Origin of the sequence: Rhodobacter flavimaris (assembly GCF_021378075.1) — a bacterium.
In the GTDB taxonomy this organism is placed as follows: Bacteria; Pseudomonadota; Alphaproteobacteria; order Rhodobacterales; family Rhodobacteraceae; genus Rhodobacter; species Rhodobacter flavimaris.
Genome location: NZ_JAJUOS010000002.1, coordinates 135,317 through 158,265 on the forward strand (window position 1 = coordinate 135,317; position 22,949 = coordinate 158,265).

General features: G+C 63.2%; 23 protein-coding genes. 10 read left to right on the forward strand and 13 right to left on the reverse strand.

Annotated elements, in window-relative coordinates:
* Window positions 1-80: 80 nt before the first annotated feature.
* Window positions 81-1,037 carry a TAXI family TRAP transporter solute-binding subunit gene (locus tag LZA78_RS03375; protein WP_233675541.1) on the reverse strand — a complete coding sequence of 319 codons (957 nt, stop codon included), beginning with the start codon at window positions 1,035-1,037 and terminating at the stop codon, window positions 81-83.
* 368 nt (window positions 1,038-1,405) lie between these two features.
* On the opposite strand from LZA78_RS03375, the gene LZA78_RS03380 reads away from it, so the two are divergent.
* The 3 genes from LZA78_RS03380 (at window position 1,406) to LZA78_RS03390 (ending at window position 3,116) form a co-directional block, all read left to right on the forward strand.
* On the forward strand, window positions 1,406-2,002 hold the full coding sequence (locus LZA78_RS03380) for a cupin domain-containing protein (RefSeq protein ID WP_233675542.1): 597 nt from the start codon (window positions 1,406-1,408) through the stop codon (window positions 2,000-2,002).
* Window positions 2,003-2,262: 260 nt separating this feature from the next.
* Entirely contained in the window at window positions 2,263-2,592 is a 330-nt protein-coding gene (locus LZA78_RS03385) for a hypothetical protein (protein WP_233675543.1), read from the forward strand.
* Window positions 2,593-2,681: 89 nt separating this feature from the next.
* The gene (locus LZA78_RS03390) at window positions 2,682-3,116 is read left to right on the forward strand and encodes a c-type cytochrome (protein ID WP_233675544.1); all 435 of its coding nucleotides are present in this window, start codon (window positions 2,682-2,684) and stop codon (window positions 3,114-3,116) included.
* A 43-nt stretch (window positions 3,117-3,159) separates the two neighbouring features.
* Here the strand turns inward: LZA78_RS03390 and LZA78_RS03395 are convergent, their stop codons facing one another.
* Window positions 3,160-3,939 (reverse strand): helix-turn-helix transcriptional regulator, encoded by a 780-nt coding sequence (locus LZA78_RS03395; protein WP_233675545.1) that lies wholly within the window; start codon window positions 3,937-3,939, stop codon window positions 3,160-3,162.
* Between the two features lie 124 nt (window positions 3,940-4,063).
* Between LZA78_RS03395 and speB the strand changes: the two genes are divergently transcribed.
* The 3 genes from speB (at window position 4,064) to LZA78_RS03410 (ending at window position 6,464) form a co-directional block, all read left to right on the forward strand.
* Window positions 4,064-5,038: an agmatinase gene (gene speB / locus LZA78_RS03400; protein ID WP_233675546.1), complete on the forward strand. Its 975-nt coding sequence runs from the start codon at window positions 4,064-4,066 to the stop codon at window positions 5,036-5,038.
* Between the two features lie 21 nt (window positions 5,039-5,059).
* Window positions 5,060-6,154 carry an extracellular solute-binding protein gene (locus LZA78_RS03405; protein WP_233675547.1) on the forward strand — a complete coding sequence of 365 codons (1,095 nt, stop codon included), beginning with the start codon at window positions 5,060-5,062 and terminating at the stop codon, window positions 6,152-6,154.
* Between the two features lie 145 nt (window positions 6,155-6,299).
* A complete protein-coding gene (locus tag LZA78_RS03410) occupies window positions 6,300-6,464 on the forward strand; it encodes a hypothetical protein (protein ID WP_233675548.1) in 165 nt (54 codons plus the stop codon).
* 93 nt (window positions 6,465-6,557) lie between these two features.
* On the opposite strand, the gene LZA78_RS03415 is transcribed toward LZA78_RS03410, so the two are convergent.
* From LZA78_RS03415 to glpD, 10 genes are all read right to left on the reverse strand, one after another.
* Window positions 6,558-7,043, reverse strand: a complete 486-nt coding sequence (locus LZA78_RS03415) for a hypothetical protein (RefSeq protein WP_233675549.1) — start codon at window positions 7,041-7,043, stop codon at window positions 6,558-6,560.
* Window positions 7,044-7,126: 83 nt separating this feature from the next.
* Window positions 7,127-8,275: an iron-containing alcohol dehydrogenase gene (locus tag LZA78_RS03420; protein ID WP_233675550.1), complete on the reverse strand. Its 1,149-nt coding sequence runs from the start codon at window positions 8,273-8,275 to the stop codon at window positions 7,127-7,129.
* A gap of 26 nt (window positions 8,276-8,301) precedes the next feature.
* Complete coding sequence (gene glpK / locus LZA78_RS03425) at window positions 8,302-9,786, reverse strand: glycerol kinase GlpK (RefSeq protein ID WP_233675551.1); 1,485 nt, start codon at window positions 9,784-9,786, stop codon at window positions 8,302-8,304.
* Window positions 9,787-9,884: 98 nt separating this feature from the next.
* Window positions 9,885-11,597, reverse strand: a complete 1,713-nt coding sequence (locus LZA78_RS03430; RefSeq protein WP_233675552.1) for an ABC transporter substrate-binding protein — start codon at window positions 11,595-11,597, stop codon at window positions 9,885-9,887.
* An 81-nt stretch (window positions 11,598-11,678) separates the two neighbouring features.
* Window positions 11,679-11,951, reverse strand: a complete 273-nt coding sequence (locus tag LZA78_RS03435) for a DUF2160 domain-containing protein (RefSeq protein ID WP_233675553.1) — start codon at window positions 11,949-11,951, stop codon at window positions 11,679-11,681.
* 24 nt (window positions 11,952-11,975) lie between these two features.
* Complete coding sequence (locus LZA78_RS03440) at window positions 11,976-12,845, reverse strand: carbohydrate ABC transporter permease (RefSeq protein WP_233675554.1); 870 nt, start codon at window positions 12,843-12,845, stop codon at window positions 11,976-11,978.
* A gap of 2 nt (window positions 12,846-12,847) precedes the next feature.
* A complete protein-coding gene (locus tag LZA78_RS03445) occupies window positions 12,848-13,717 on the reverse strand; it encodes a carbohydrate ABC transporter permease (protein ID WP_233675555.1) in 870 nt (289 codons plus the stop codon).
* Between the two features lie 94 nt (window positions 13,718-13,811).
* A complete protein-coding gene (locus tag LZA78_RS03450; RefSeq protein ID WP_233675556.1) occupies window positions 13,812-14,888 on the reverse strand; it encodes an ABC transporter ATP-binding protein in 1,077 nt (358 codons plus the stop codon).
* A gap of 10 nt (window positions 14,889-14,898) precedes the next feature.
* Complete coding sequence (locus tag LZA78_RS03455) at window positions 14,899-15,987, reverse strand: ABC transporter ATP-binding protein (RefSeq protein WP_233675557.1); 1,089 nt, start codon at window positions 15,985-15,987, stop codon at window positions 14,899-14,901.
* Between the two features lie 13 nt (window positions 15,988-16,000).
* Window positions 16,001-17,599 (reverse strand): glycerol-3-phosphate dehydrogenase, encoded by a 1,599-nt coding sequence (glpD, locus tag LZA78_RS03460; protein ID WP_233675558.1) that lies wholly within the window; start codon window positions 17,597-17,599, stop codon window positions 16,001-16,003.
* A gap of 251 nt (window positions 17,600-17,850) precedes the next feature.
* Between glpD and LZA78_RS03465 the strand changes: the two genes are divergently transcribed.
* Complete coding sequence (locus LZA78_RS03465) at window positions 17,851-18,612, forward strand: DeoR/GlpR family DNA-binding transcription regulator (protein ID WP_233675559.1); 762 nt, start codon at window positions 17,851-17,853, stop codon at window positions 18,610-18,612.
* A gap of 570 nt (window positions 18,613-19,182) precedes the next feature.
* Here the strand turns inward: LZA78_RS03465 and LZA78_RS03470 are convergent.
* Window positions 19,183-19,503, reverse strand: coding sequence for a hypothetical protein (locus LZA78_RS03470; RefSeq protein ID WP_233675560.1), 321 nt, complete (start codon window positions 19,501-19,503; stop codon window positions 19,183-19,185).
* Window positions 19,504-19,836: 333 nt separating this feature from the next.
* Here LZA78_RS03470 and LZA78_RS03475 point away from each other — a divergent pair, with 333 nt between their 5' ends.
* The 3 genes from LZA78_RS03475 to LZA78_RS03485 all read left to right on the forward strand — a co-directional run bounded on the left by LZA78_RS03475 (window position 19,837) and on the right by LZA78_RS03485 (window position 22,940).
* Entirely contained in the window at window positions 19,837-20,556 is a 720-nt protein-coding gene (locus tag LZA78_RS03475) for a Crp/Fnr family transcriptional regulator (protein WP_233675561.1), read from the forward strand.
* 195 nt (window positions 20,557-20,751) lie between these two features.
* Entirely contained in the window at window positions 20,752-21,126 is a 375-nt protein-coding gene (locus LZA78_RS03480; RefSeq protein ID WP_233675562.1) for a DUF3307 domain-containing protein, read from the forward strand.
* 182 nt (window positions 21,127-21,308) lie between these two features.
* Complete coding sequence (locus LZA78_RS03485) at window positions 21,309-22,940, forward strand: FAD-binding oxidoreductase (protein ID WP_233675563.1); 1,632 nt, start codon at window positions 21,309-21,311, stop codon at window positions 22,938-22,940.
* Window positions 22,941-22,949 lie beyond the last annotated feature (9 nt).

The following is a 22,949-nucleotide window of genomic DNA, read 5'->3' on the forward strand; positions in this document are numbered from 1 at the left end:
ATTGTCAAAGGATCGGCGCGGGCGACTTCAATCCCGCGCCGCAAGGTGCCGCCCCGCCGGAAGCGGGGCGGGCCAGCGGCTTACATCCAGCCGCGTTCCGTGTAGTACTTGATCGCGCCGGGATGCAGCGGGGCGGACAGACCGTCCTTGATCATCTCTTCTTCCTTGAGATTGGCGAAGGCCGGGTGCAGGCCCTTGAAGCGATCGAAATTGTCGAACACTGCCTTGACCACTTCGTAGACCACCTCGTCGGGCACATCGGCCGAGGTCACGAAGGTCGCCTTCACGCCGAAGGTCTCGACGTCGTCGGGGGTGCCGGCATACATGCCGCCCGGGATCATCGCCTTGGCATAGTAGGCGTTATCCGCCACGAGCTTGTCGATCGCCTCGCCGGTCACCGGCACCAGGTTGGACTCGACGGTCGAGGTCGCCTCCTGGATCGAACCGTTCGGATGGCCCACTGTGTAGATGATCGCATCGACCTTGTTGTCGCCGAGGGCGGCGGCCTGCTCGGCGGGTTTAAGCTCGGACGCCAGAGCGAAATCGCCCTCGGTCCAGCCCATCGCATTCAGCACGACCTCCATGGTGGCCCGCTGGCCCGAGCCGGGGTTGCCGACATTGACGCGCTTGCCCTTGAGATCGTCGAAGCTCGCGATGCTCGCATCCTTGCGGGCGACGACGGTGAAGGGCTCGCCATGCACCGAGAAGACGGCGCGCAGCTTGTCGACCTTCTTGCCCTCGAACTCCGAACTGCCGTTGAAGGCGTGATACTGCCAGTCGGACTGCGCCACGCCCATGTCCATGTCACCGGCCGCGATGGCGTTGATATTGGCGATCGAGCCGCCGGTCGAAGGTGCGGTGCACTTGAGATTGGTCGTCGGCGTGTCGCGGTTCACCAGCCGGCAGATCGACTGGCCGACCACGAAATACACGCCGGTCTGGCCGCCGGTGCCGATGGTGATGAACCGCTCCTCGGCGGCGGCAGTGGTCGCAAGCGCCATGGCACTGACGAACGAGAGTGTCTTGAGATATGTCATTTTCCAACTCCGTGTCGCTAACTGACAATTTGATCCGCGGGTTCTTGTCGCCCTGTCGGATCGCTCCCCCCCCGGACCGAACCCGGCCTATCGAACATGCGCAGACGCGCACGGATGCCACTTCGGGCACCTTTCACAGGGGCCTCCTAGGCCCAGGATGTCTTTGCGTAGACTGTCTCCCGGATGGGCGTTTACGCCCGAAATGCAGAACCAAAAGGTCGCAAAAAGGAGATTTCGTGTCGTAAAAGCGTAACCCCGTTTAAAATAGTAATCAACCTTGTTTGGAATTTTCTTCCGGTTAGACTTTTAGTCCTCCAATCCACCTCCGCCCTTCAACAGCCCGCAAGCAGCGAAACGGGAGGATCGCCATGCCCGTTCAAGCCAAACAGCCCGATCTCAACATCGGCCATCGCCTTCGGGCGGTGCGCACACAAGAGCGGCTTTCGCAGCGCGAACTGGCACGTCGCTCGGGTGTCACCAACGGGTTGATTTCGCAGATAGAAACAAATCACTCGTCGCCCTCGGTAGCCTCGCTCAAACGCATTCTGGACGCGATCCCGATGAGCTTGGCCGAGTTCTTCGGCCCTGATTCAGAAGACCGGGGAAAGATCTGTTTTCGCGCGCGCGAGCTGCTTGAAATCGATCCCAGAATGGTCTTTCGGAACGCGCCGCAAGCGGCCAGCATCGCGCTGCATCAGGTCGGAATCGGCCCCAATCGGATGCTGCAAATCCTGCATGAACGCTATGAACCGGGTGCCGATACCGGCATGGAGAAGTACAGCCATGAGGGGGAGGAAGGGGGATTCGTTCTGTCCGGATGGATCGAATTGACCGTCGGAGATGAGGTGAACGAACTGGGGCCGGGCGATGCCTATCTCTTCGACAGCCGCATCCCGCACAGGTTCCGCAACCTGCGCGATGAGGTTTGCGTGCTCGTATCCGCCTGCACCCCGCCTTCGTTCTGACGACGACGAAGGGCGCTGGTGTTCCGATCACTGGCGTTGTCCAACAGGCTCCCACGGTCATGCCCGGCGTTGCCCCCCCATATCGCAAGCGATCGACTGCCGAGAGGCCTGTCTTGCCGCCCGCAAAGCGATAAGCGAGCGGACCTATCGCTAGGGCCGACCGGGCTTGACCGATGTCATGGCGCGCGCACGCGCCATGCGCGATCACTTGCACGACAGGCCGATTGACAGCCCTCACCGGCCACGCAAGATAGGCAACCATGCGCAGGATCGTGCATCTTCTCATCATCGGGCTGGTCATGCTGATCGGCTTTGTGCAGCTGGAAGCTCCGGCTGCCGCGATGAGCCATGCGCAGGTAATGGCGGCTGTTGCCGATATGGAAGACTGCCCGTCATGCCCGGCCTCGCATCATTCAAAGATGCCGAATGCCCCCTGCCCCCATGCCGAGGCGATGCTTTCCGCGCCGCTCCCCTTTGCACCGGCGCTGGCGCTGCGCCGGGCAAATCTGCCGCTGGATCTGCGGCCCGGCGGAAGGGCTTGGCCCACCGCGCATGAGCCCGCGCTGGACCTGCCACCCCCACGTTCCTGACCGATCTGACACCGATGCTCGTCCGCCCTCGGGGTGGACCACATCCATCTGTTTGCGCCCTATTCCGGGCCCTGATCGAATTGGAATCCATGATGAAGAAATACCTTGTCGCAGCCGCAGCCCTGGCCATTGCCGGGGGCGCATACCTGGCACTTGACTCCGGCAGCACGCCCGATGTGCAGGCAAAGGCCCCCGCCGAGGGCGACCCGATGGTGGCGGTTTCCCTGCCCGACAGCCTCTCATCCAACGCCCAGATGGGGCAGCGCGCCTTCGATGCCGTCTGCACGGATTGCCACGGCGCAAGCGGCAGCGGGAAACTGGGCTTCGGCCCGCCGCTGATCCACAAGATCTACGAACCCTCGCACCACGGCGATCTGTCCTTCCTGGCCGCCGTGCAGAACGGCGTGCGCGCCCACCACTGGAAGTTCGGCGACATGCCTCCGGTGGAGGGGCTGACCCCGTCCGACGTGATCAACATCGTCGCCTATGTGCGCGAGATCCAACGCGTTAACGGGATTCAGTAATGTGCAGCTTCGCCGGTGGCCCCGACACAAGGCTGCCGGCGCCTCAGCCCACGAAATGCCGCGTCGCGAGCGAGAACAGTTCAGCCTGCGACGTGATGCCAAGCTTGGCATACGCATGGTGGCGATGCACCTTCACTGTGCCCTCGGAAATCCCCAGATAAGCCGCCGCCGAGGGGGTCGAGTGCCCCTGCAGGATCAGGCGCACGATCTCGGCCTCGCGCGGGCTGAGGATATCGACGCCGAAGGTCTCCAGTCGGTCCTCCAGCCGCCCCTCGGGCGCGGCCTCGGGCTTGCACCCCCAATGGCGCAGAACGGCGACGGACAGGATCGGGAACAGCTGGCGCAACTGCGCCAGTTCCTGTTCCGAAAATCGCGTCTGGCGCAGCCCGCGCGCCAGTGAAACGATGATCCAGTCGCTCGCGTGCTCGCGGATCAAAAGGCCGATCTCATCGCCGATGCGAATGCTGCGGTAGAAGGCACGGTAGTATTGCGAGCGGTAGAACGCCTCGGGAGCGAGGTCGAGCAACCTATAAGCCCCCGGCGCGCTGCCGCCCTTGCAGGCCAGATACAGCGGGTCGAGCAGATAGGGCCCCGTCGCGTAGAACTGCACCGTGATGGCCGCCTGCACATCGTCAAGATCATGGTAGAGCGAGACCGGCGGCTGGTTCGCCGGGTAGCGCGTGGCAATCAGGGAATCAAAGCCGCAGACCTGCCGGATGAACTGCCGGAACGCTGCCGGAAAGCGGTCAGAGCCGACGGCCTCGATCAGACCGGCTATCGCCTGAATACGGCCTTCATCCAGTGCAAGTGCTTCGCTTTCCATCGCAATCCCAATCCCAACTGCATCCGATCATATACCTTTAGATATATGCCTTCACACTAATTTACCCGCATATGACTCTTGGGCCAAGTTCTCCCAAAGCCGATTTGAACCGGGAGTGAAATCAATGGCCAAGGATTCCAGCGTTAACCCCTCGACGGGCGATCAGGCCTTCACGCGCCTGTCGGACCGCGGCACCGTGACCGAGGCCTCTTATGCGGGCGCGCTGAGCTTCATGCGGCGGCGCTACACCCGCGATCTGAGCTCCGCCGATGTCGCGATCATGGGTGTGCCCTTCGACCTGTCGGTCTCCAGCCGTTCGGGCGCACGGCTTGGCCCGCGCGCGGTGCGTGGCGCCTCAGCGCATATCTCGTGGTCGGCGCCCTGGCCGTGGAAAGAAGACCCGTACGAGCAGCTTTCGGTGGTGGATTATGGCGATTGCCGGTTCGACTCGGGCTATCCCGCGAACGTCCCCAACGAGATCGCCGACGAGGCGCGGGCCGTTCTGGCCACCGACACGGCGCTGCTGTCAATCGGCGGGGATCACTTCATCACCTATCCGCTGCTGAAGGCGCATGCCGAGAAACACGGCGGCCCGCTGAGCGTGATCCAGTTCGACGCCCACAGCGACACCTGGGCCGATGACGAGGGCCGCATCGACCACGGCACTATGATGTTCCACGCGGTGCGCGACGGGCTCGTCGATCCGGCGCGTTCGGTTCAGGTCGGCATCCGCACCCACAACCCCGACCCGCTCGGCTTCAACATCATCGACGCGATCGAGATGCAGCAGACCGGCCCTCATGCGGTAGCCGAGAAGATCCGCAAGATCGTCGGCGACAACAAGACCTATGTCACATTCGACATTGACGCGCTGGAACCCGCTTCGGCGCCGGGCACCGGCACGCCGGTCATCGGCGGACTCAGCCCCTATCAGGCGCAGGAAACGCTGCGCCGCCTCGCAGGCATCAACGTGATCGGTATGGATGTCGTCGAGGTCGCCCCCGCCTATGACGTGAGCGACATCACCGCGCTGGCGGCCGCCACCATCGCCAATGATCTGCTGTGCCTCTACGCCGCCGCGCGTGTGCGCCACGGCTAATCGCAACGGGAGAACAAGAACATGACCGACAGGAGAGTTACCCCCACGATTATCACCCTCGCGCTGGCATACGCCAGCGCGGGCGTGGCGCAGGCAAGTGAACTGGCGATCTACAACTGGGCCGATTACCTCGGCCAAACCTCTCTTTCGACCTTCGAGGCGGCGACTGGCACATCGGTGACGCTCGACTATTTCGACTCGAACGAGATCCTCGAGACGAAGCTACTGACCGGCGCCTCGGGCTACGACGTGGTCTTCCCGGCCGCCTCGAACGCCGAGCGCGAGTTTCAGGCTGGCGCGCTCTTGGCCATCGACCCCGCGCGGCTGAGCAATTACGCAAACCTCGACCCCGATATTCTGGCCGCGCTCGACAAGGTGCCGGGCGGGCGGGAACTGGGTGTGCCCTATACCTGGGGCACCATCGGCATCGCCTACAATCCCAAGCTGGTCGCCGAGCGCATTGGCGATCAGGACATGTCCACCTGGGACGTTCTGTTCAACCCCAAGATCGCCTCCAAGCTGGCCGATTGCGGCATCGCGATGCTGGACTCGCCGGTCGAGATGGTGTCGGTCACGATGAACTACCTCGGGATCGACCCCTATTCGAATGACGCCGCCGATCTGGAGCGCACGCTCGCCGCGCTGAGCGGGACGGCCGACAACATCCGCTATTTCCACAACCAGAAATCCACCAACGACCTCGCATCCGGCGATATCTGCATGGCCGTCATCTACAGTGGCGACGCCGGGATCGCGCAGGCCCGCGCAGCCGAAAGCAATAACGGCGTCGAGGTGCTTTACACCATCCCGAAAGAGGGCACGCTGATGTGGATCGACCTCATGGCGATCCCGAGCGATGCGAAGAACGTCGATGAGGCCTACGCTTTCATCGACCACATGCTGCGCCCCGAGGTGATCGCCGAAGTGTCGAACATGCTGTTCTTCGCCAATGCAAACAAGGCAGCAGATGCGCATATCGACCCCGCGATCCTCTCCGATCCCGGCATCTATCCGGACGCCGAGACGCTAAACCGGCTGTTCCCCGACAAGAGCGTGGACGCCAAGACCCTGCGGAACCGCACGCGGCTCTGGACCTCGGTGAAATCCGGCATCTGACCATTCAAACCCGCGAAGGGCGCAGGGCTTACCTCTGCGCCCAAACTACTCCCGGCCCCTGGGCCGGTTTTTTTCTTTCGGCGCTGCGGCAGGCAGCGAGTGATTGCCCGGTAGAGCCACGGAAGGCGCACAGGACATCCCGGATATGGCGGCACTGCTGCTGCGGAGCCGCCAGAAGCAGGACAAAAGCCGACCGATTTACGAAGACAACACCTATCAATTCCTGCACGACATCAACAGAAACGACACGGCGCCCTGCTCGGCGGGCATAGTGATTTTCCCTGCTGGAGACCGGGCGACACGCTTATAACGGCAGGCTCAGGCCCAGCTGCGCGACGCCATACAAGAAGTCTCCGCCCCGCCGATCGACGCCCAGGTAGCGGTAGCCGCCGACGATGGGGTTTTACTCATTGATCCGGTAGTCGAGTCCCGCGAAGTCAACCGTGCTAAGGTTCGACCCGCCGGCGCCAACCATCACCCACCCCGTCGCGAAGGTCCTCGCACCGGTCTCGGCCTGCCAGTTCACACCGGCCAGAACATCCACCCGGTCGCTCGAGGCTCTTCCCGCTGGCTCCCCCTCGGTTCCGCTGCCGAAACGCAGATCGGTCTCGATGTTCCAGTAGCGAAGCGCGTCAGCCAGCCGCAACTCGCCGCACGGGGAGCGCGCAATAACGTAATCGCCCCCTATGGTGAAGGCGACATTCCCGATATCCGCGGGCGCCATGCTCCCGCTCAGGCCAGAGCCCCAGAGATAGGGGTTGAACTGCATCGTCCAGTCGCCGCCATCCCGCGCGTTCGCTGTCACTGCCGAAAACAAAAGCGCCAAGGCGCAGGCAAGTCCCAAGCACCCCGCACCACCGCCTCGCACCTCCGACCGAGCGACGAACATGGCGCTCCCCCGCCGCGTTTGGCAGGGCGTGTGATGCTCCACTATTCTGCCCTGAAAATACGCAGGGAACCGTGGCCTCGAGCTCAGTTGCTCAGCGCTGCGCCGTGCAAGATCCGGGCAATTTCCCCGGCGCTCAGCGTAACAGGATTCGCCTTGGTCGAGGAGGCGCCGAGGGCCTCCTGCGCGACGGCGTCGAAATCGCTCTCGGACAGGTGTAGATCGTTCAGCGTCGGCAGGCCATGGCGGTCGATGAAGGCGCGCAGACACTCGGGCCCGCTAACCGTTCCGCCAAGCCCTTCGCGCAGCCACGCCTCGACCTCATCAAAGCGCCGGGTGGGCAGGCCCGCGCGCGCGGCCGCATCGCGGTTCACCAGCAGCGCATCCGCCAGAAGCCGCCCGCAGATGGCGCCATGCGCACCGCCGCGCCCACCGATCACCGAGGCAAGCCCATGCACCACCCCCAGCCCCGAGTTGGCAAGCGCCAGACCGCTGAGGTAGCTCGCCCGCGCCATTGTATCGCGCGCGGTGTCTGACGGCCCCTCCATCAGGCGCCTCAGGGCGGTGATCGCCTCGGGTAGCGTATCGCGGCACAGCGCATCGGTAACGGGGTTCGCGCGGTTGCACAGGTAGCTTTCGATCAACTGCGTGATCGCGTCGAGCCCGGTGGCAAGCGTCAGTGCCTTGGGCAGCGCATCGGTCAGGGCCGGATCAACAATCGCGAGCCTTGGAACCAGCCGGGGATCGCGCAGGCTGATCTTTAACTGCCGTTCGGGCACACTGATGACCGCGTTGCGCGTGGCCTCGGCCCCGGTACCCGAGGTGGTCGGCATGGCGACGAAGGGCAGCGGATCGGCAAGGCTGCGGGCGGGGGGTCGCCCCAGTTCCAGATACTCCTCGGGGTCACCCGCTGACCCGGCCATCCCCGCGATGGCCTTGCCGAGGTCAATGCTCGCGCCACCGCCGACCGCGACAACGCACTCCGCGCGAAAGCGGCGCGCGGCGCTGACACCGGCGCGGACGTCGCCCAGGCTGGGTTCGCCGGTGGAGAAAATCCGCTCGACGGCGAGACCTGCGGCGCGCAACTCGGCTTCGAAGGTCTCCACCCAGGGAACCGAGCGGCCGCTGACCAGCAAGACGCGTGTGCCCATCCGCGCCACATGCGCGGCCGCGCCCAGCCGACTGTCGCGGCCAAAAATCGTCTGGGCCGGAGCCGTCACGGAATAGATCGTCATCGCTCCTCCTCGGGTGGCCCTGCGGGTCAGAAACGCATCGTTGCGTCCACCGCGCGGCGCCAGGCCGCGTATTTCTCTTCGCGGGTCTCGGCCGCCATCTGCGGCTGGAAGCACCGCTCCAGCGCCCATTGTGCGGCAAATTCCGACTGGTTCGGGTAGAGCCCCGCGCGCTGCCCTGCGAGCCAGGCCGCGCCCATGGCGGTTGTCTCAAGCACCTTGGGGCGGTCCACCCGCGCGTCGATGATGTCCGACAGGAATTGCATCGCGAAGTCCGAGGCGCTCATGCCGCCATCGACCCGGAGCGCGGTCTCGCCCCCGCCGGTCCAATCTGCGCGCATCGCCTGCAACAGGTCGCGCGTCTGGTAGCCCACACTTTCCAGCGCCGCGCGGGTCAGCTCTTCCGGGCCCGAGTTGCGTGTCAGCCCGAAGACCGCGCCACGACACTCGGCGTTCCAATAAGGCGCGCCAAGCCCGGTGAAGGCCGGCACCAGAACCACCTGTTGCGTCGGGTCGGCCCGGTCTGCCAGCCCCTGTGCCTCTTTCGCCTCGCGGATGATCTTGATCCCATCGCGCAGCCACTGCACCACTGCGCCAGCAATGAAGATCGAGCCTTCAAGCGCATAGGTCGGCTTGCCGTCCAACTGGTAGGCGATGGTTGTCAGCAGCCGGTTTTGTGAACGCACCGGTGCCGCGCCGGTATTGAGCAGCGCGAAGCAGCCGGTGCCATAGGTGGATTTCATCATGCCCGGCGCAAAGCAGGCCTGCCCCACGGTCGCGGCTTGCTGATCCCCCGCGATCCCGAGGATCGGGATGGCGCGACCGAACAGGTCCGGGCGGGTCTGGCCGAACTCGGCGGCGCAGTCGCGCACCTCGGGCAGCATCGCCATCGGGATGCCGAGACGCTCGCAGATGGTCTGCGACCAGCGCCCCTTACGAATGTCGTAAAGCACGCTTCGCGCGGCATTGGTGGCATCGGTGACATGCACCGCCCCGCCTGTCAGGTTCCACACCAGCCAGGTATCGACCGTGCCGAAGACGATCTCTCCGGCCTCGGCCCGCGCCCGCGCGCCTTCGACATTGTCGAGGATCCAGGCCAGTTTGGTGCCCGAGAAGTAGGGATCGAGCAACAGGCCCGTGCGATCCGTCACGATCTCTTCGAACCCTTCGGACTTGAGCGACTTGCACAGCGCCGAGGTGCGCCGGTCCTGCCAGACGATCGCGTTATGAATGGGTTTTCCGGTCTTGCGGTCCCAGACCAGCGTTGTCTCGCGCTGGTTGGTGATGCCGATGGCGGCGATCCCCTCGGCGCCCGTGCCCGCGCGCTCGATCGCGGCGCGGCAGGTGGCGGCGGTGGTGGACCACAGATCGGCCGGGTCATGCTCGACCCAGCCACTGGCCGGATAATGCTGGGGAAATTCTTCCTGCGCCGAGGAGACCACGTTCATCGCCTGATCGAAAAGAATGGCCCGTGTGGACGTTGTTCCCTGATCGATTGCAAGAATGTGGGTCATAACCGCTTCTCCTCAGAGCGATGTCGTGCCCGGCATCCTGGCGCCGGACGTTTTCAGGATAGCCGAGGCCCTGAGGGGCCCCGGCCGGGGAGGAAGGCTTACTGCCAGGACTTGATCAGCTCATCGTAGCTGACGGTCTGCGGGGTTTCGTCCTCGTTTTCAAGCTTGGGATAGGGCGCGCCGGGCTGGTCGAACCAGTACTGGGCGTCCATCTCCTCGTTCAGCTTGGGACCGATGTCACCCTGGATACCGGCGCGCTCAAGACGCTCAAGCACGCGCTCCTGATCGGCGCAGAGCGCATCGAGTGCCTCTTGCGGGCTCTTGGCGCCCGACATGGCATCGCCGATGTTCTGCCACCACAGCTGCGCCAGCTTCGGGTAATCCGGAACGTTGGTGCCGGTGGGCGACCATGCCACACGGGCGGGCGAGCGGTAGAACTCGACCAGACCGCCCAGCTTGGAGGCGCGCTCGGTGAAGCTGTCGTGCTGCACGGTCGACTCGCGGATGAAGGTCAGACCCACATGGGATTTCTTCACGTCCACGGTCTTGGAGGTAACGAACTGGGCATAGAGCCAGGCCGCCTTGGCACGATCCACCGGGGTGGATTGCATCAGCGTCCACGAACCGGCGTCCTGATAGCCGACCTTCTGGCCCTCTTTCCAGTAAACGCCATGCGGCGAGGGGGCCATGCGCCACTTCGGCGTGCCGTCCTCGTTCATCACCGGCAGGCCCGGCTTGACGGTGTCGGCGGTGAAGGCGGTGTACCAGAACATCTGCTGCGCGACGTTGCCCTGCGCCGGGATCGGGCCGGCCTCGGAGAAGGTCATGCCGGCCGCCGCCGGCGGCGAGTACTTGTTCAGCCACTCGATCGCCTTGGTCACGGCATAGACGGCCGCGGGGCTGTTGGTCGCACCGCCGCGTGCCACGCAAGAACCCGTCGGCTGCGAGTTCTCGTTCACGCGGATACCCCATTCATCGACCGGAAGGCCGTTGGGTTCGCCCACGTCGCCCATACCGGCCATCGACATCCACGCATCGGTGTAGCGCCAGCCAAGCGAGGGGTCTTTCTTGCCGTAGTCCATGTTGCCATAGACCGCGCCCTGAACACCCAGGTGCGACAGATCACGACCGGTGAAGAACTCGGCGATATCCTCATAGGCCGACCAGTTGACCGGAACGCCCAGATCGTAGCCGTAAGCCGCCTTGAAATCTGCCTTGTTCTTCTCGTCGTTGAACCAGTCGTAGCGGAACCAGTAGAGGTTCGCGAACTGCTGGGTCGGCATCTGATAGACCTTGCCATCCGGGCCGGTGGTGAAGCTCAGGCCGATGAAGTCGGCCAGATCGAGCGTCGGCAGGGTCACATCGGCGCCCTCGCCCGCCATCCAGTCAGTCAGGTTGCGCACCTGCTGATAGCGCCAATGGGTGCCGATCAGGTCGCTGTCATTGACATAGCCGTCATAGATATTCTCGCCCGACTGCATCTGGGTTTGCAGCTTCTCGACCACGTCGCCCTCGCCGATCAGGTCATGAGTGACCTTGATGCCGGTGATCGCGGTGAAGGCCGGGGCCAGCACCTGGCTTTCGTATTCGTGGGTGGTGATCGTTTCGGAGACGACCTTGATCTCCATGCCCGCGAAAGGCTTCGCCGCATCGACGAAGAACTGCATTTCGGCTTCCTGCTCGGCACGGCTCAGCGACGACAGATCGCCGATCTCCTTGTCGAGGAAGCCGCGCGCGGCATCCATGTCGGCGAAGGCCGGACCCGACAGGATCAGCAGCGCCGCCGTTGTTGATGTGAGCTTAAGGTTCATTTTGTCCTCCCGTTTGAACCGTTCAGTCATTGAGGTTGAAGCGTGGCCGTGCCCCTCCTGCGCGGCCACGCGGGTCGTTCGCTAAACCCAGCGGAACACCGCCGCGGCGTAGATCAGGCAGACGATCAGGGCATAGGGCTGCCCCGCGCCCACGACACCAAGCCAGGCCAGATTGATGAAGGCCGAGCCCAGAAGGGTGATGAAAAGCCGGTCGCCGCGCGTGGTCTCGATCCGAAGGATGCCCACGCGGGGGGTCTCGGGGTGTCTGATCGCCAGCAAGGTGAAGACGATCAGCAGCGTGGCGATCACGGCGAAGAAGGTCGCGGTGGGCCAGGTCCAAGCCATCCAGTCCATTGTTTTTCCTCCTCTATCCGCGCCTTACACGCGGCCCAGGGCGAAGCCCTTGGCGATGTAATTGCGCACGAAGTAGATCACGAGCGCTCCGGGCACGATCGTCAGCACCCCCGCGGCGGCTAGCACCCCCCAGTCGATCCCCGAGGCACCCTGCGTGCGGGTCATGATCGCGGCGATGGGCTTTGCATCGACGGTGGTCAGCGTGCGCGACAGCAGCAGCTCGACCCACGAGAACATGAAGCAGAAGAACGCGGCGACACCGATGCCCGAGGCAATCAGCGGCATGAAGATCTTCACGAAGAAGCGCCCGAAGCTGTAGCCGTCGATATAGGCGGTCTCGTCGATCTCCTTGGGGACACCGCGCATGAAACCTTCAAGGATCCAGACCGCCAGCGGCACGTTGAACAGGCAATGCGCCAGTGCGACCGCGATATGCGTGTCAAACAGCCCCACCGAGCTGTAGAGCTGGAAGAAGGGCAGCGCGAAGACCGCGGGCGGCGCCATCCGGTTCGTCAGCAGCCAGAAGAACAGGTGCTTGTCGCCCATGAACTGGTAACGCGAGAAGGCATAGGCCGCCGGAAGCGCCACCACGAGGCTGATCACCGTGTTCATCACCACATAGATCAACGAGTTCACATAGCCCATGTACCAGGCCGGATCGTTCAGGATCGTGGCGTAATTCGCGAAAGTCAGATCGCGCGGGAACAGCGTGAAGGTGTTGAGGATCTCGGTGTTGGTCTTCAGGCTCATGTTCAAGAGCCAGTAGATCGGCAGCATCAGGAACAGCAGGTAGAGCGTCATCACGACGGCACGGCTGTTGATGCGCTCCTTGCTGCGGCGGGCCTGGCCCTTGGCGGTCGCGCCGCCGGGGATCTGTGCGGTTGCATCGACCATGGTCAGGCCCCTTTCCGGTCAAGGTTGGTCATGACGGTGTAGAACACCCAGCTGATCAGAAGGATCACGAGGAAATACATGATCGAGAACGCCGCCGCCGGGCCGAGGTCGAACTGCCCCAGAGCCATCTTCACGAGGTCGATCGAGAGCAGCGTCGTCGCGTTGCCCGGCCCCCCGCCGGTGACCACGAACGGTTCGGTGTAGATCATGAAGCTGTCCATGAAACGCAACAGGATCGCGATCATCAGCACGCCCATCATCTTGGGCAGCTCGATGAAGCGGAACACCTTCCAGCGCGAGGCCTGGTCGATCTTGGCGGCCTGGTAATAGGCATCGGGGATCGACTTGAGCCCGGCATAGGCCAGCAGCGCCACCAGCGAGGTCCAGTGCCAGACATCCATCGTCACGATGGTGATCCAGGCGGCCAGCGTGTCCTGCGTGTAATTATAGCTGATGCCCATCGCATGAAGCGTGTAACCCAGCAGCCCGATATCGACCCGGCCAAAGATCTGCCAGATGGTACCGACCACGTTCCACGGGATCAGCAGCGGCAGCGACATCAGCACAAGGCACAGCGAGGCCCAGAACCCGGACTTGGGCATGTTGAGCGCAACGAAAATCCCCAGCGGCACCTCGATCGCCAGGATGATCCCCGAGAATGCCAGCTGACGCCCAAGCGCGTTCCACATCCGGTCGGAGCTGAGCATCTCGCGGAACCAGTCGAGACCGGCCCAGAAGAACTGGTTATTGCCGAACGTGTCCTGCACCGAGTAGTTCACGACCGTCATCAGCGGGATCACGGCGGAAAACGCGACAAGCAGCAGGACCGGCAGAACAAGGAACCATGCCTTTTGGTTGACTGTCTTTTCCATTACCTCGCCCCCTCCCCGGACGATTGCGCCCTGCGGCGCGGGTATTCAGTGACGGGCGGCGCGCCCTTGGCCTTTGCGTGAGGGCACCCGGCCATCACGCGGCCTCCCCCTGCACGCGCCAGTCGTTGGCATAGACATTGACGTGGCCCGCATCGAACGAGACGCGGTTCATATCCGCGCTGATCTGCTCGCCCTCGTCAGCGATGATGTTGATATCGTTTCCGAAAAACTCGGCCCGGATGATCTTGTGGCGGCCGACGTCCTCGACACGGCGCACTTTCACCGGCAGCCCATCAGTCTGCGACAGGCGGGCATATTCCGGGCGCACGCCGATCTCGACCTTGCCCGAGAGCGGTCGGTAGCTTTGCGACAGCTCGACATAGGAGCCGTTCACATAGGCCTTGTTGCCGTCGATCCGGGCCGGGATCACGTTCATCCCCGGCGAGCCGATGAAATAGCCCACGAACGTATGCTCGGGGCGCTCGAACAGCTCTTCGGGCGTGCCGATCTGCACAACGCGGCCGTCATACATGACCACCACCTTGTCGGCGAAGGTCAGCGCCTCGGTCTGGTCGTGCGTCACGTAGATCATCGTGTGGCCGAAATCGTGGTGCAGCTTTTTCAGCTGCGTGCGCAGTTCCCACTTCATATGCGGGTCGATCACTGTCAGCGGCTCGTCGAACAGCAGCGCGTTGACGTCTTTACGCACCATGCCGCGCCCGAGGCTGATCTTTTGCTTGGCATCCGCCGTCAGCCCGCGCGCCTTCTTGTTCAGCATCTCTTCCATGCCGATCATGCGGGCGATTTCCTGAACGCGCTCGGCGATATAGGCCTCGTCGCGGCCCCGGTTGCGCAGCGGAAAGGCCAGGTTGTCGCGCACGGTCATCGTGTCGTAGACGACCGGGAACTGGAAAACCTGCGCGATATTGCGCGCGGCGGTGGGGGCATGGGTCACGTCGCGCCCGTCGAACAGGATGCGCCCCTGCGAGGGCTGCAAAAGTCCCGAGATGATGTTGAGCAAGGTGGACTTGCCGCACCCCGAAGACCCAAGCAGCGCATAGGCCGCGCCATCGTCCCAGTCGTGATTGAGTTCCTTAAGCGCGTAATCGTCCTCGGATGCCGGGTTCGGCAGGTAGGAATGCGCAAGGTTATCAAGCGTGATCTTGGCCATCGTTCCCCCCTCAGGCCGCCAGCGCATAGGCCGCCGGGGCCACCAGCTTGCCGTTTTCGCCAAAGATGTAGACGTGTCGCGGGTCGAGCCAGACGCGCAGTTCCTCGCCCAGCGCAAGGTCATGCACGCCATGCACAAGGCCGACCCAGCGCTCGCCATGATGTTGAAGATGCACGAAAGTTTCTGAGCCGGTCAGCTCGGTGACGTTCAGCGTCGTGGTGAACTCCAGCGCGTCGGGCGTGTGCTTGACGATTTCCAGATGGTTCGGGCGGAAGCCCGCCATGTAGCGCCCGTCAGGCAGTTCAGACAGTTTTCCGGTCGCCGCGGCACTTTGCCCGGCGCCGAACATGATCCGGTTTCCGGTCTTGGAGATTTGCAGGAAGTTCATCGGCGGGTCCGAGAAGACTCGCGCGGTCGTGGCATCGAGCGGCTGGCGATAGACCGCTGGCGTCGTGCCGAACTGGGTCACCCGCCCTTCCCATAGGGTCGCGGTATTGCCCCCCAGCAGCAACGCCTCCTCGGGCTCGGTCGTGGCATAGACGAAAATCGACCCCGAGGCCTCGAAAATCTTCGGGATTTCGACGCGCAATTCTTCGCGCAGTTTGTAGTCGAGGTTCGCCAGCGGCTCGTCGAGCAGAACCAGCCCCGCATTCTTGACCAGCGCGCGCGCCAAGGCGCAACGCTGCTGCTGCCCGCCCGACAGCTCCAACGGCTTGCGTCCCAGCATCGGCGTCAGCTTCATCAGCTCGGCGGTTTCGCGCACGCGGGCGTCAATCTCGGCCTTGTCCGCGCCGAGCAGCTTCATCGGCGAGGCAATGTTGTCGTAAACGCTCATCGAGGGGTAGTTGATGAACTGCTGGTAAACCATCGCGACCTTGCGATCCTGCACGCGCTGGCCGGTTACATCCTCGCCGTTCCAGAAGATCCGCCCCGAGGAGGGCACATCCAGCCCCGCCATCAGACGCATGAGCGAGGTCTTGCCCGAAAGCGTCGGCCCCAGCAGCACGTTCATTGTGCCATTTTCCAGCGTCAGATCCGTGGGATAGATATGGGTCTGCCCTTCCACGGTCTTTGAAACGCCCCTCAGTTCCAGGGTCATTCGGTTCTCCTCCTCATTCCGCAGCCGACGACGCGCTGTAGCGGCATTGGGCCATCCAGCCATCCAGGGCAGCGATCTGTTCCTCGCCGAGACGCAGGCCCAGCTTGTTGCGCCGCCACACCACGTCTTCGGCGGTGCGGGCGAATTCGCGGGCCATCAGCCACGCAATCTCTTTCTCGGTCAGGGTCGCGCCGAAATCGCGCCCAAGGTCGGCTGCGCTTTGTGCATCACCCAGCATCACGGCCGCTTCGGTGCCATAGGCGCGCACCAGACGGCGCGCCCAGAAATCGGTCAGAAACGGGTAGCGGGCACGCAGTTCGGACGTCAGGGCCGCAACACCATCCACTGGAAAATCGCCACCGGGCAGCGGAACACCCGCCGTCCAGGGCCCTTTGGCCACCGGAATCTGCGCACCGATCTTATCCAGCGCACTTTCCGCCAGACGCCGATAGGTCGTGATCTTGCCGCCGAAGATATTCAGAAGCGGGCCGCCGCTGCTGGTATCGACCTTCAGCGTGTAATCGCGGGTCGCCGCAGTCGCGCTGCTTGCTCCGTCATTATAGAGCGGCCGCACGCCCGAGTAGGTCCAGACGATATCTTCGCGGGTCAGCTGGCGCTTGAAATACTGGTTGGCGAAGGTCAGCAGGTAGTCCTGCTCTTGCGGCGTGCACTCGGGCTTTTGCGCGGCATCCGGGTGGTCGGCATCGGTCGTCCCGATCAGGGTAAAGTCGCCCTCGTAGGGGATCGCAAAGATGATCCGGCCATCCGTGCCCTGGAAGAAATAGCACTTGTCGTGATCGTAAAGCCTGCGCGTGACGATATGGCTGCCGCGCACCAGGCGGATCCCCTCGCGCGAGGTGCTGTGCACGGTCGAGTGGATGATATCGCCAACCCAGGGCCCGCCGGCATTGACCAGCATCCGCGCATGATGCGTCGCCTGCTCGCCATTTTCGCTATTGCGCGTTTCGATGCGCCATAGGCCATCCTCGAACTGCGCGCTGAGCACCTTGGTGCGCGTCATGATCCGCGCACCGCGCGCCGCCGCATCGCGGGCATTCAGCACAACAAGGCGAGAGTCCTCGACCCAGCAATCCGAATATTCATAGGCCTTCGCGAAGCGCCCCTGTAAAGGCGCGCCCTCTGCCGTGCCTGGCAGCTCCAGCGTCGAGGTTCCCGGCAGGATCTTCCGCCCCCCGAGATGGTCATACAGGAACAGCCCCAGCCGGATCAGCCAGGCGGGCCTCCGCCCCTTCATCCAAGGCATGAACAACCCAAGCAGCTTCGAGGTCGGCGTATCCGACTCGAACCGCATATCCTTATGATAAGGAAGAACAAAGCGCATAGGCCAGCTGATATGCGGCATGGCTTGCAGCAGCACTTCGCGCTCGATCAGCGCCTCGCGCACCAGCCGGAATTCGAAATATTCTAGATAACGCAGACCGCCGTGAAAAAGCTTGGTCGAGGCCGAAGAGGTCGCGCTGGCAAGATCGTTCATCTCGGCCAAGGCAACGCTCAGCCCGCGCCCGGCCGCATCCCGCGCGATGCCACACCCATTGATGCCACCACCGATGATGAACAGATCCGTTATCTCGATGTCCTGCGGATGCGACACGCGTTTCCTCCCCTAGCCGCGTTGCTGCCTGTTTATCGCTAACATCGCATCCATTCGCAACCACTTTATGTTCGTATATTTTCGTTTTTTAGCTTTATGCGCAATTTCAAGCAGTTACAGCGCGCGCAGATGTTTGGATCGGCGCGATCCGGCGCCCAACCGCCTTTTCGGGTTGCATTTTTCGCGCATTCCCCGACTCATGACGTTAGGAAAGCGCAGCAAACCCGACCAAAGGGAAAGGCACGGGAGCCATGTCTCAAACCTTCCGGCACCCGGAAATCCTCGATATCGCGCGCCGCGACGGCAAGGTGACGGTCGAGGGGCTGGCCGCGCATTTCGGCGTGACGCTACAAACCATCCGGCGCGACCTGACCGATCTGGCCGAAGCCGGGCGGCTGGAGCGGGTGCATGGCGGCGCCGTGCTGCCCTCGGGCACGACGAATATCGGTTATGAGGAGCGCCGCTCGCTCAACCCAGAGGCCAAGCAGGCCATTGCACGCGCCTGTGCCGCGCGCATTCCGAACGGGATCTCGCTGTTTCTCAACATCGGCACCTCGACCGAGGCCGTCGCGCAAGAGCTGCTGCACCACGAGAACCTGCTGGTGGTGACGAACAACATGAACGTCGCCAACATTCTGGTGGCCAACCCGTCTTGCGAGATCATCGTCACGGGCGGGCACCTGCGCCGCGCCGATGGCGGGCTGATCGGCAACCTCGCGGCCGAGACGATCCGGCAGTTCAAGTTCGACCTGGCTGTTATCGGCTGCTCGGCGCTGGATCGCGAAGGCGACCTGCTTGATTTCGACATTCAGGAGGTCAGCGTGAGCCAAACGATCCTGCGCCAGTCACGCAAGACCTTCCTTGTGGCGGATCACACCAAGTTTTCCCGCAGTGCCCCCGCGCGGATCGCCTCACTGGCCGATGTGGATGTGTTCTTCACCGACCGCAGCCTTGCGCCAGACCTGGCAGCGGCCTGCGACGGATGGGGCACCAAGGTGGTCACCGCGCCCTGATTTCAGTGTTGGCACAGTTCATCGCCAAGGCAGCTCGTTCGACGAACACCGCGGCGACATTGGGGAAAGCGTTTCCGGAAACGAGATCAGTTAATCGCCACGCCCCCAAGGCCGTCCTGACCGGATGGCCTAAGCCCGCCTACGCTCCCGAGAAAAGCCGTGGGCGAGCCGGGAACTATGCAATCATGCTGAAGGAACTTTAGGCTCGCCCACGAAGATCGCCGTAATTGCGACCCCACCAGGGAATGGGAAGTAGGTAACACTCTCGAACTACCAATGGACAAATCGGGACATCTCCGGCGTGGCCTCCATCGAGGTCCGATCTGACACCTTCATTTGGGGCACATCGGGCGGACAGGTCTGTTCCTTGGGGAACATGAGGCGCATTTTTTCTGAAATTTCCTTTGATTAGCCTGAAATCTCACTTCCGACCCGTTGAGGAGAACGGTCGAAACGCCCTACCGTCCGGGAGTGACCGGCAACGCTGCCGCCCGATGCGCCCAAAGGGTTGGCCCGCGCGCCCCGGCCACCAACCGGAACACGCGGGCCAACCAAGCGGTTTGCATCGTTTCACTTCGGCGGCACGCGCACACCGTTCGCCTTCGCACGGCGCGGCGGCCCGACGTCATCGCCCGCAACATTCATGGCCATCGCCGAGCGTGGCGTGAGCGTGCGGTGGTTCGGGCTTCCGGTGACCTCGAAATCAAGGCCCGAGACAGCGGCGCCGGTCGCGACCGGCTGCGGGGCAACCCTTGCCCGGATCGGCCCTCCGTCATCCGAGAACCGCACGGTGCCCGGATCGAAGGTCAGCAGCAGCGCCAGTGCCGCGGCGGCGCCGCTCAGCGCAACCATGGGCCAGGCAGAGTGATGGTGAGCATGAAGGATCGACATTTCTTTTCTCCCTTTCAGTAGATGCAAGGCGTCGCTGCCTGCACTCGGGCGAGGCAGGTCGGTGCGCGCGGGTTGTGTGTGGGGCCGTGTGGCAATTCATAACCGTCGAGAAAACTGGGGTTTCTCGGGGTGGATTGCCGTCTTGGCGCCATGGATGACGTAAGGTAATTCTTGACCAGACCACATTGTGCCGAATCCCCTCAGCGAGCTGTTTCTCAGGGAACGCATGCGCGGAAAAATCCGTGAGATGACGATTTGCAGGCAACTGCCGCTTAATGCGGGGCTTGGCATCGGGTAGAGTCGGCAGCCGGGAACGGCTTTGCGTGAATGGGCATGGACAGTCAGACGGCAGAACGACGCGCAATCATCAAGCGCCTTCCCTTGTTCGAGGGACTGGGCCCCGAAATCATTGCCCAGATCGACTTGCTTCTGCATCCGCGCAAATGGGCGCCAGGATCTACGATCTTTCAGCGTGGCGATGTGGGCGATTACATGATCATCGTCACCGCGGGCCGACTCCGGCTGACACTGGCGACGCCGCATGGCCGCGAATTGGTGCTGCGCGATGCCGCGCCGGGGGAATGCGTGGGCGAAATGTCGGTGATCGACGGAGAGCCGCGCTCGTCAGACTGCACCACCCTGCACGAACTATGCGGCCTGACCCTGCACCGGCGCGACTATCTGGCGCTTTGTGCGCAATATCCCGACGTTCCACTGGCGGCCGCGCGTTACCTTTCGCTGTTGCTGCGCGAAACCAATGACAAGCTTGAGGCGATGGCGCTCTATGATCTACAGGCGCGCTTCGCGCGCTTCCTGCTGGCCATGCTGCGCCAGCATCACGGCGCCCGGATCCCGGCCGTGGCCGAACTGCCCTTCGACCTAACGCAGGGCGACATCGCGGCGATGCTCGGCGCCAGTCGCCCCAAGGTAAACCGCGCGCTTAACAGCCTGCTTGCCGAGGGCATCGTGACCCGCCAGGACAAGATGCTGACCTGCCACGTCGCCCAGCTTGCCGAGGTCGCCGAGCGCGATCCTCTGCACGGGAGCGGATAACCTCGCGTCAGCTATTCCCCAGGGAACACGGCGCCCGGCTGCGCTGCACGTAAAACCCGTGCCATCAAAAGCCAAGAGAGCCTCAACCGTGCCTGCCAGTCGCGACTACCCGCCGCCCCCCGTCACGAAGCCGCAGAATTCATTGCTTCGCAAGCTTTTGCCTCATAGGCTGAACTGGGTGTCGGAGTAAGACGATTGTCGGCCAGTTACATTCTGATCGCGTTAGCGCTGTTCCAGATCAAGCACTATGTCGCGGACTTCGTGCTTCAGACCCGAGGCATGGTCGCGAACAAGGGCAAATATGGCCATCCGGCGGGGCTTATGCACGCAAGCCTGCACGCGGTGCTGTCGCTGCCGATCTTGCTGTTTCTGGGGGGGGCGGGTGTAGTGCTTGCGCTGACCATGGGAGCCGAAGCCCTCATCCACTATCACATCGACTGGGCCAAGGACCGGCTGAGCGCACATCAACACCTCACGCCAAGCGACAGTAGTTACTGGTATTCTTTCGGCGCGGACCAGCTGCTGCACCAACTGACATACATCGGGATCATCGCGGCGCTGACAGCCTGAGCAGAATGCTCAACGAACGACCGCTGCGCACAACCTAATCCACCTGCGCAGGAAAAGGTTTGTAATCCCTTAATCCTTCCAACACACTCACCTGACTGTTTTTCCGAAGCGCTCGGCGCGGCATCCATCGCGCCGGGCGCTCGATTTCTGAATTCTCTGTCTTTTCAAGGTGCAGGCCCGCCATGCCCAAGAACCATTCCTACAAGCGAGAGACCGACGCTGCCCTGTTCAGCCTCTGGGACAGTCACCCCGAGGCGCTTTTCACCCAGCTGGGCCTGACGCGCGAAGCGCTGAAGGCAGCGCAATCGGCGATGGTCGGCCGCATCGTGATGCCCGGCGACCCAAGCTACGACACCGACCGCCTTCTGACGAACCCGGTGTTCAACCCCGCGCCCTGCGTCATCATCTATTGCGAAAGTGAAAGCGACGTGTCGATCGCGCTCCAGATCGGCAAGCGCGGGACAATGCCCTTCACCGTGCGCTCGGGCGGGCATTGCACCGCCGGTTTCTCGGCGGGCTACGGCGTTCTGATCGACGTCAAGGGGCTCGACCATGTCGTCGTCGATCCCGTCATGAGAACGGCCACCGTCGGCGCGGGCTGCGATTTCGCGCGCCTCAACCGGGCGTTGGCGCTTTACGGCCTGCATGTGCCGAGCGGCGAATGCGACACCGTCCGGGTTGGAGGCTTCGTGCAGGGCGGCGGGCTGGGGTTCACCTCCGCCAGCTTCGGGATGAACTGCGACAACGTCTTGGCGATGAAGGTGATGCTGGCGGATGGCCGAATCGTCCTTGCGACACCGAACCAGAACCGCGATCTGTGGTGGGCCATGCGCGGTGGCACGGGGGGCAATTTCGGGATCCTACTCGAAGTGGTCTACCAGCTTTACCCGCTGACGCAGGTCACCGGCTGGGCACTTGCCTGGACGCTTGAGACACCCGCGCAGATCGCGCAGGCGGCCGATGTCATGCTAAAACTTCAGCGCGATTACATGGGGCCGAACGGGGTTTACGGAGACGCCCTTACGCTCCAGGTGCTGATCGTCTACCAGACCGAGCTGCAGAAGGGTGTGCCGATGCCCACGCCCGGCTATGTCTTCATGGTGCGCGGCCTTTGGGTGGGCGCCCAGCAAGACGGGATCGCCTCGATGAAGCCCCTGGCGGCGATGCCCGGCGCGACCGTGCAGTGGACGAAAACCGGCACTTATATGGAGGTTCTGGATGCCCTGCTGAACGACCCGCAGGATCAGCCCATCGTGGAGCACGGCATGCCGAACGAGGACAAGGCCTCGCGCTATGTCGCCAGGGATCTGTCGGCGGCGGAGTGGATCGAGGTCCTGACCTTCTTCACGACGAAATCGCCCAACACCATGTCGTACATGTATCTTGAGGTTTATGGCGGCAAGATCGCCTCCTACCCGATTGAAAACAGTGCCTTCATGCATCGCGACGTGCTTTATGACGCGGTGCTGGACGTCTTCTGGTACATGCCCGGCGACCGCGCAGCGGCAGAGGCCTTCATGCATGACTGGATCCAGTTGATGCAGCAGTTCTGGAATGGCGGCGTCTATCAGAACTACCCCAGCATCAGCGTCCCGGATTACCCCTTTAACTACTGGAAATCCGCCCTGCCGGGGCTGAGCCAGGCCCGCAAGAAATACGACCCCGAGCACTGCTTCCGCTTCGCGCAGGAGGTGCCAATGCCCCTGAAAGGCCACGAACCTGGCGCAGACGAGATCCCCGCCGATATCCGCGCCGCGCTCGCGCTTCCCATCGACGAGACCGGCGGCGCGCAGCCTGTCCGCCTTGCGCTCTGAGGCCATGGA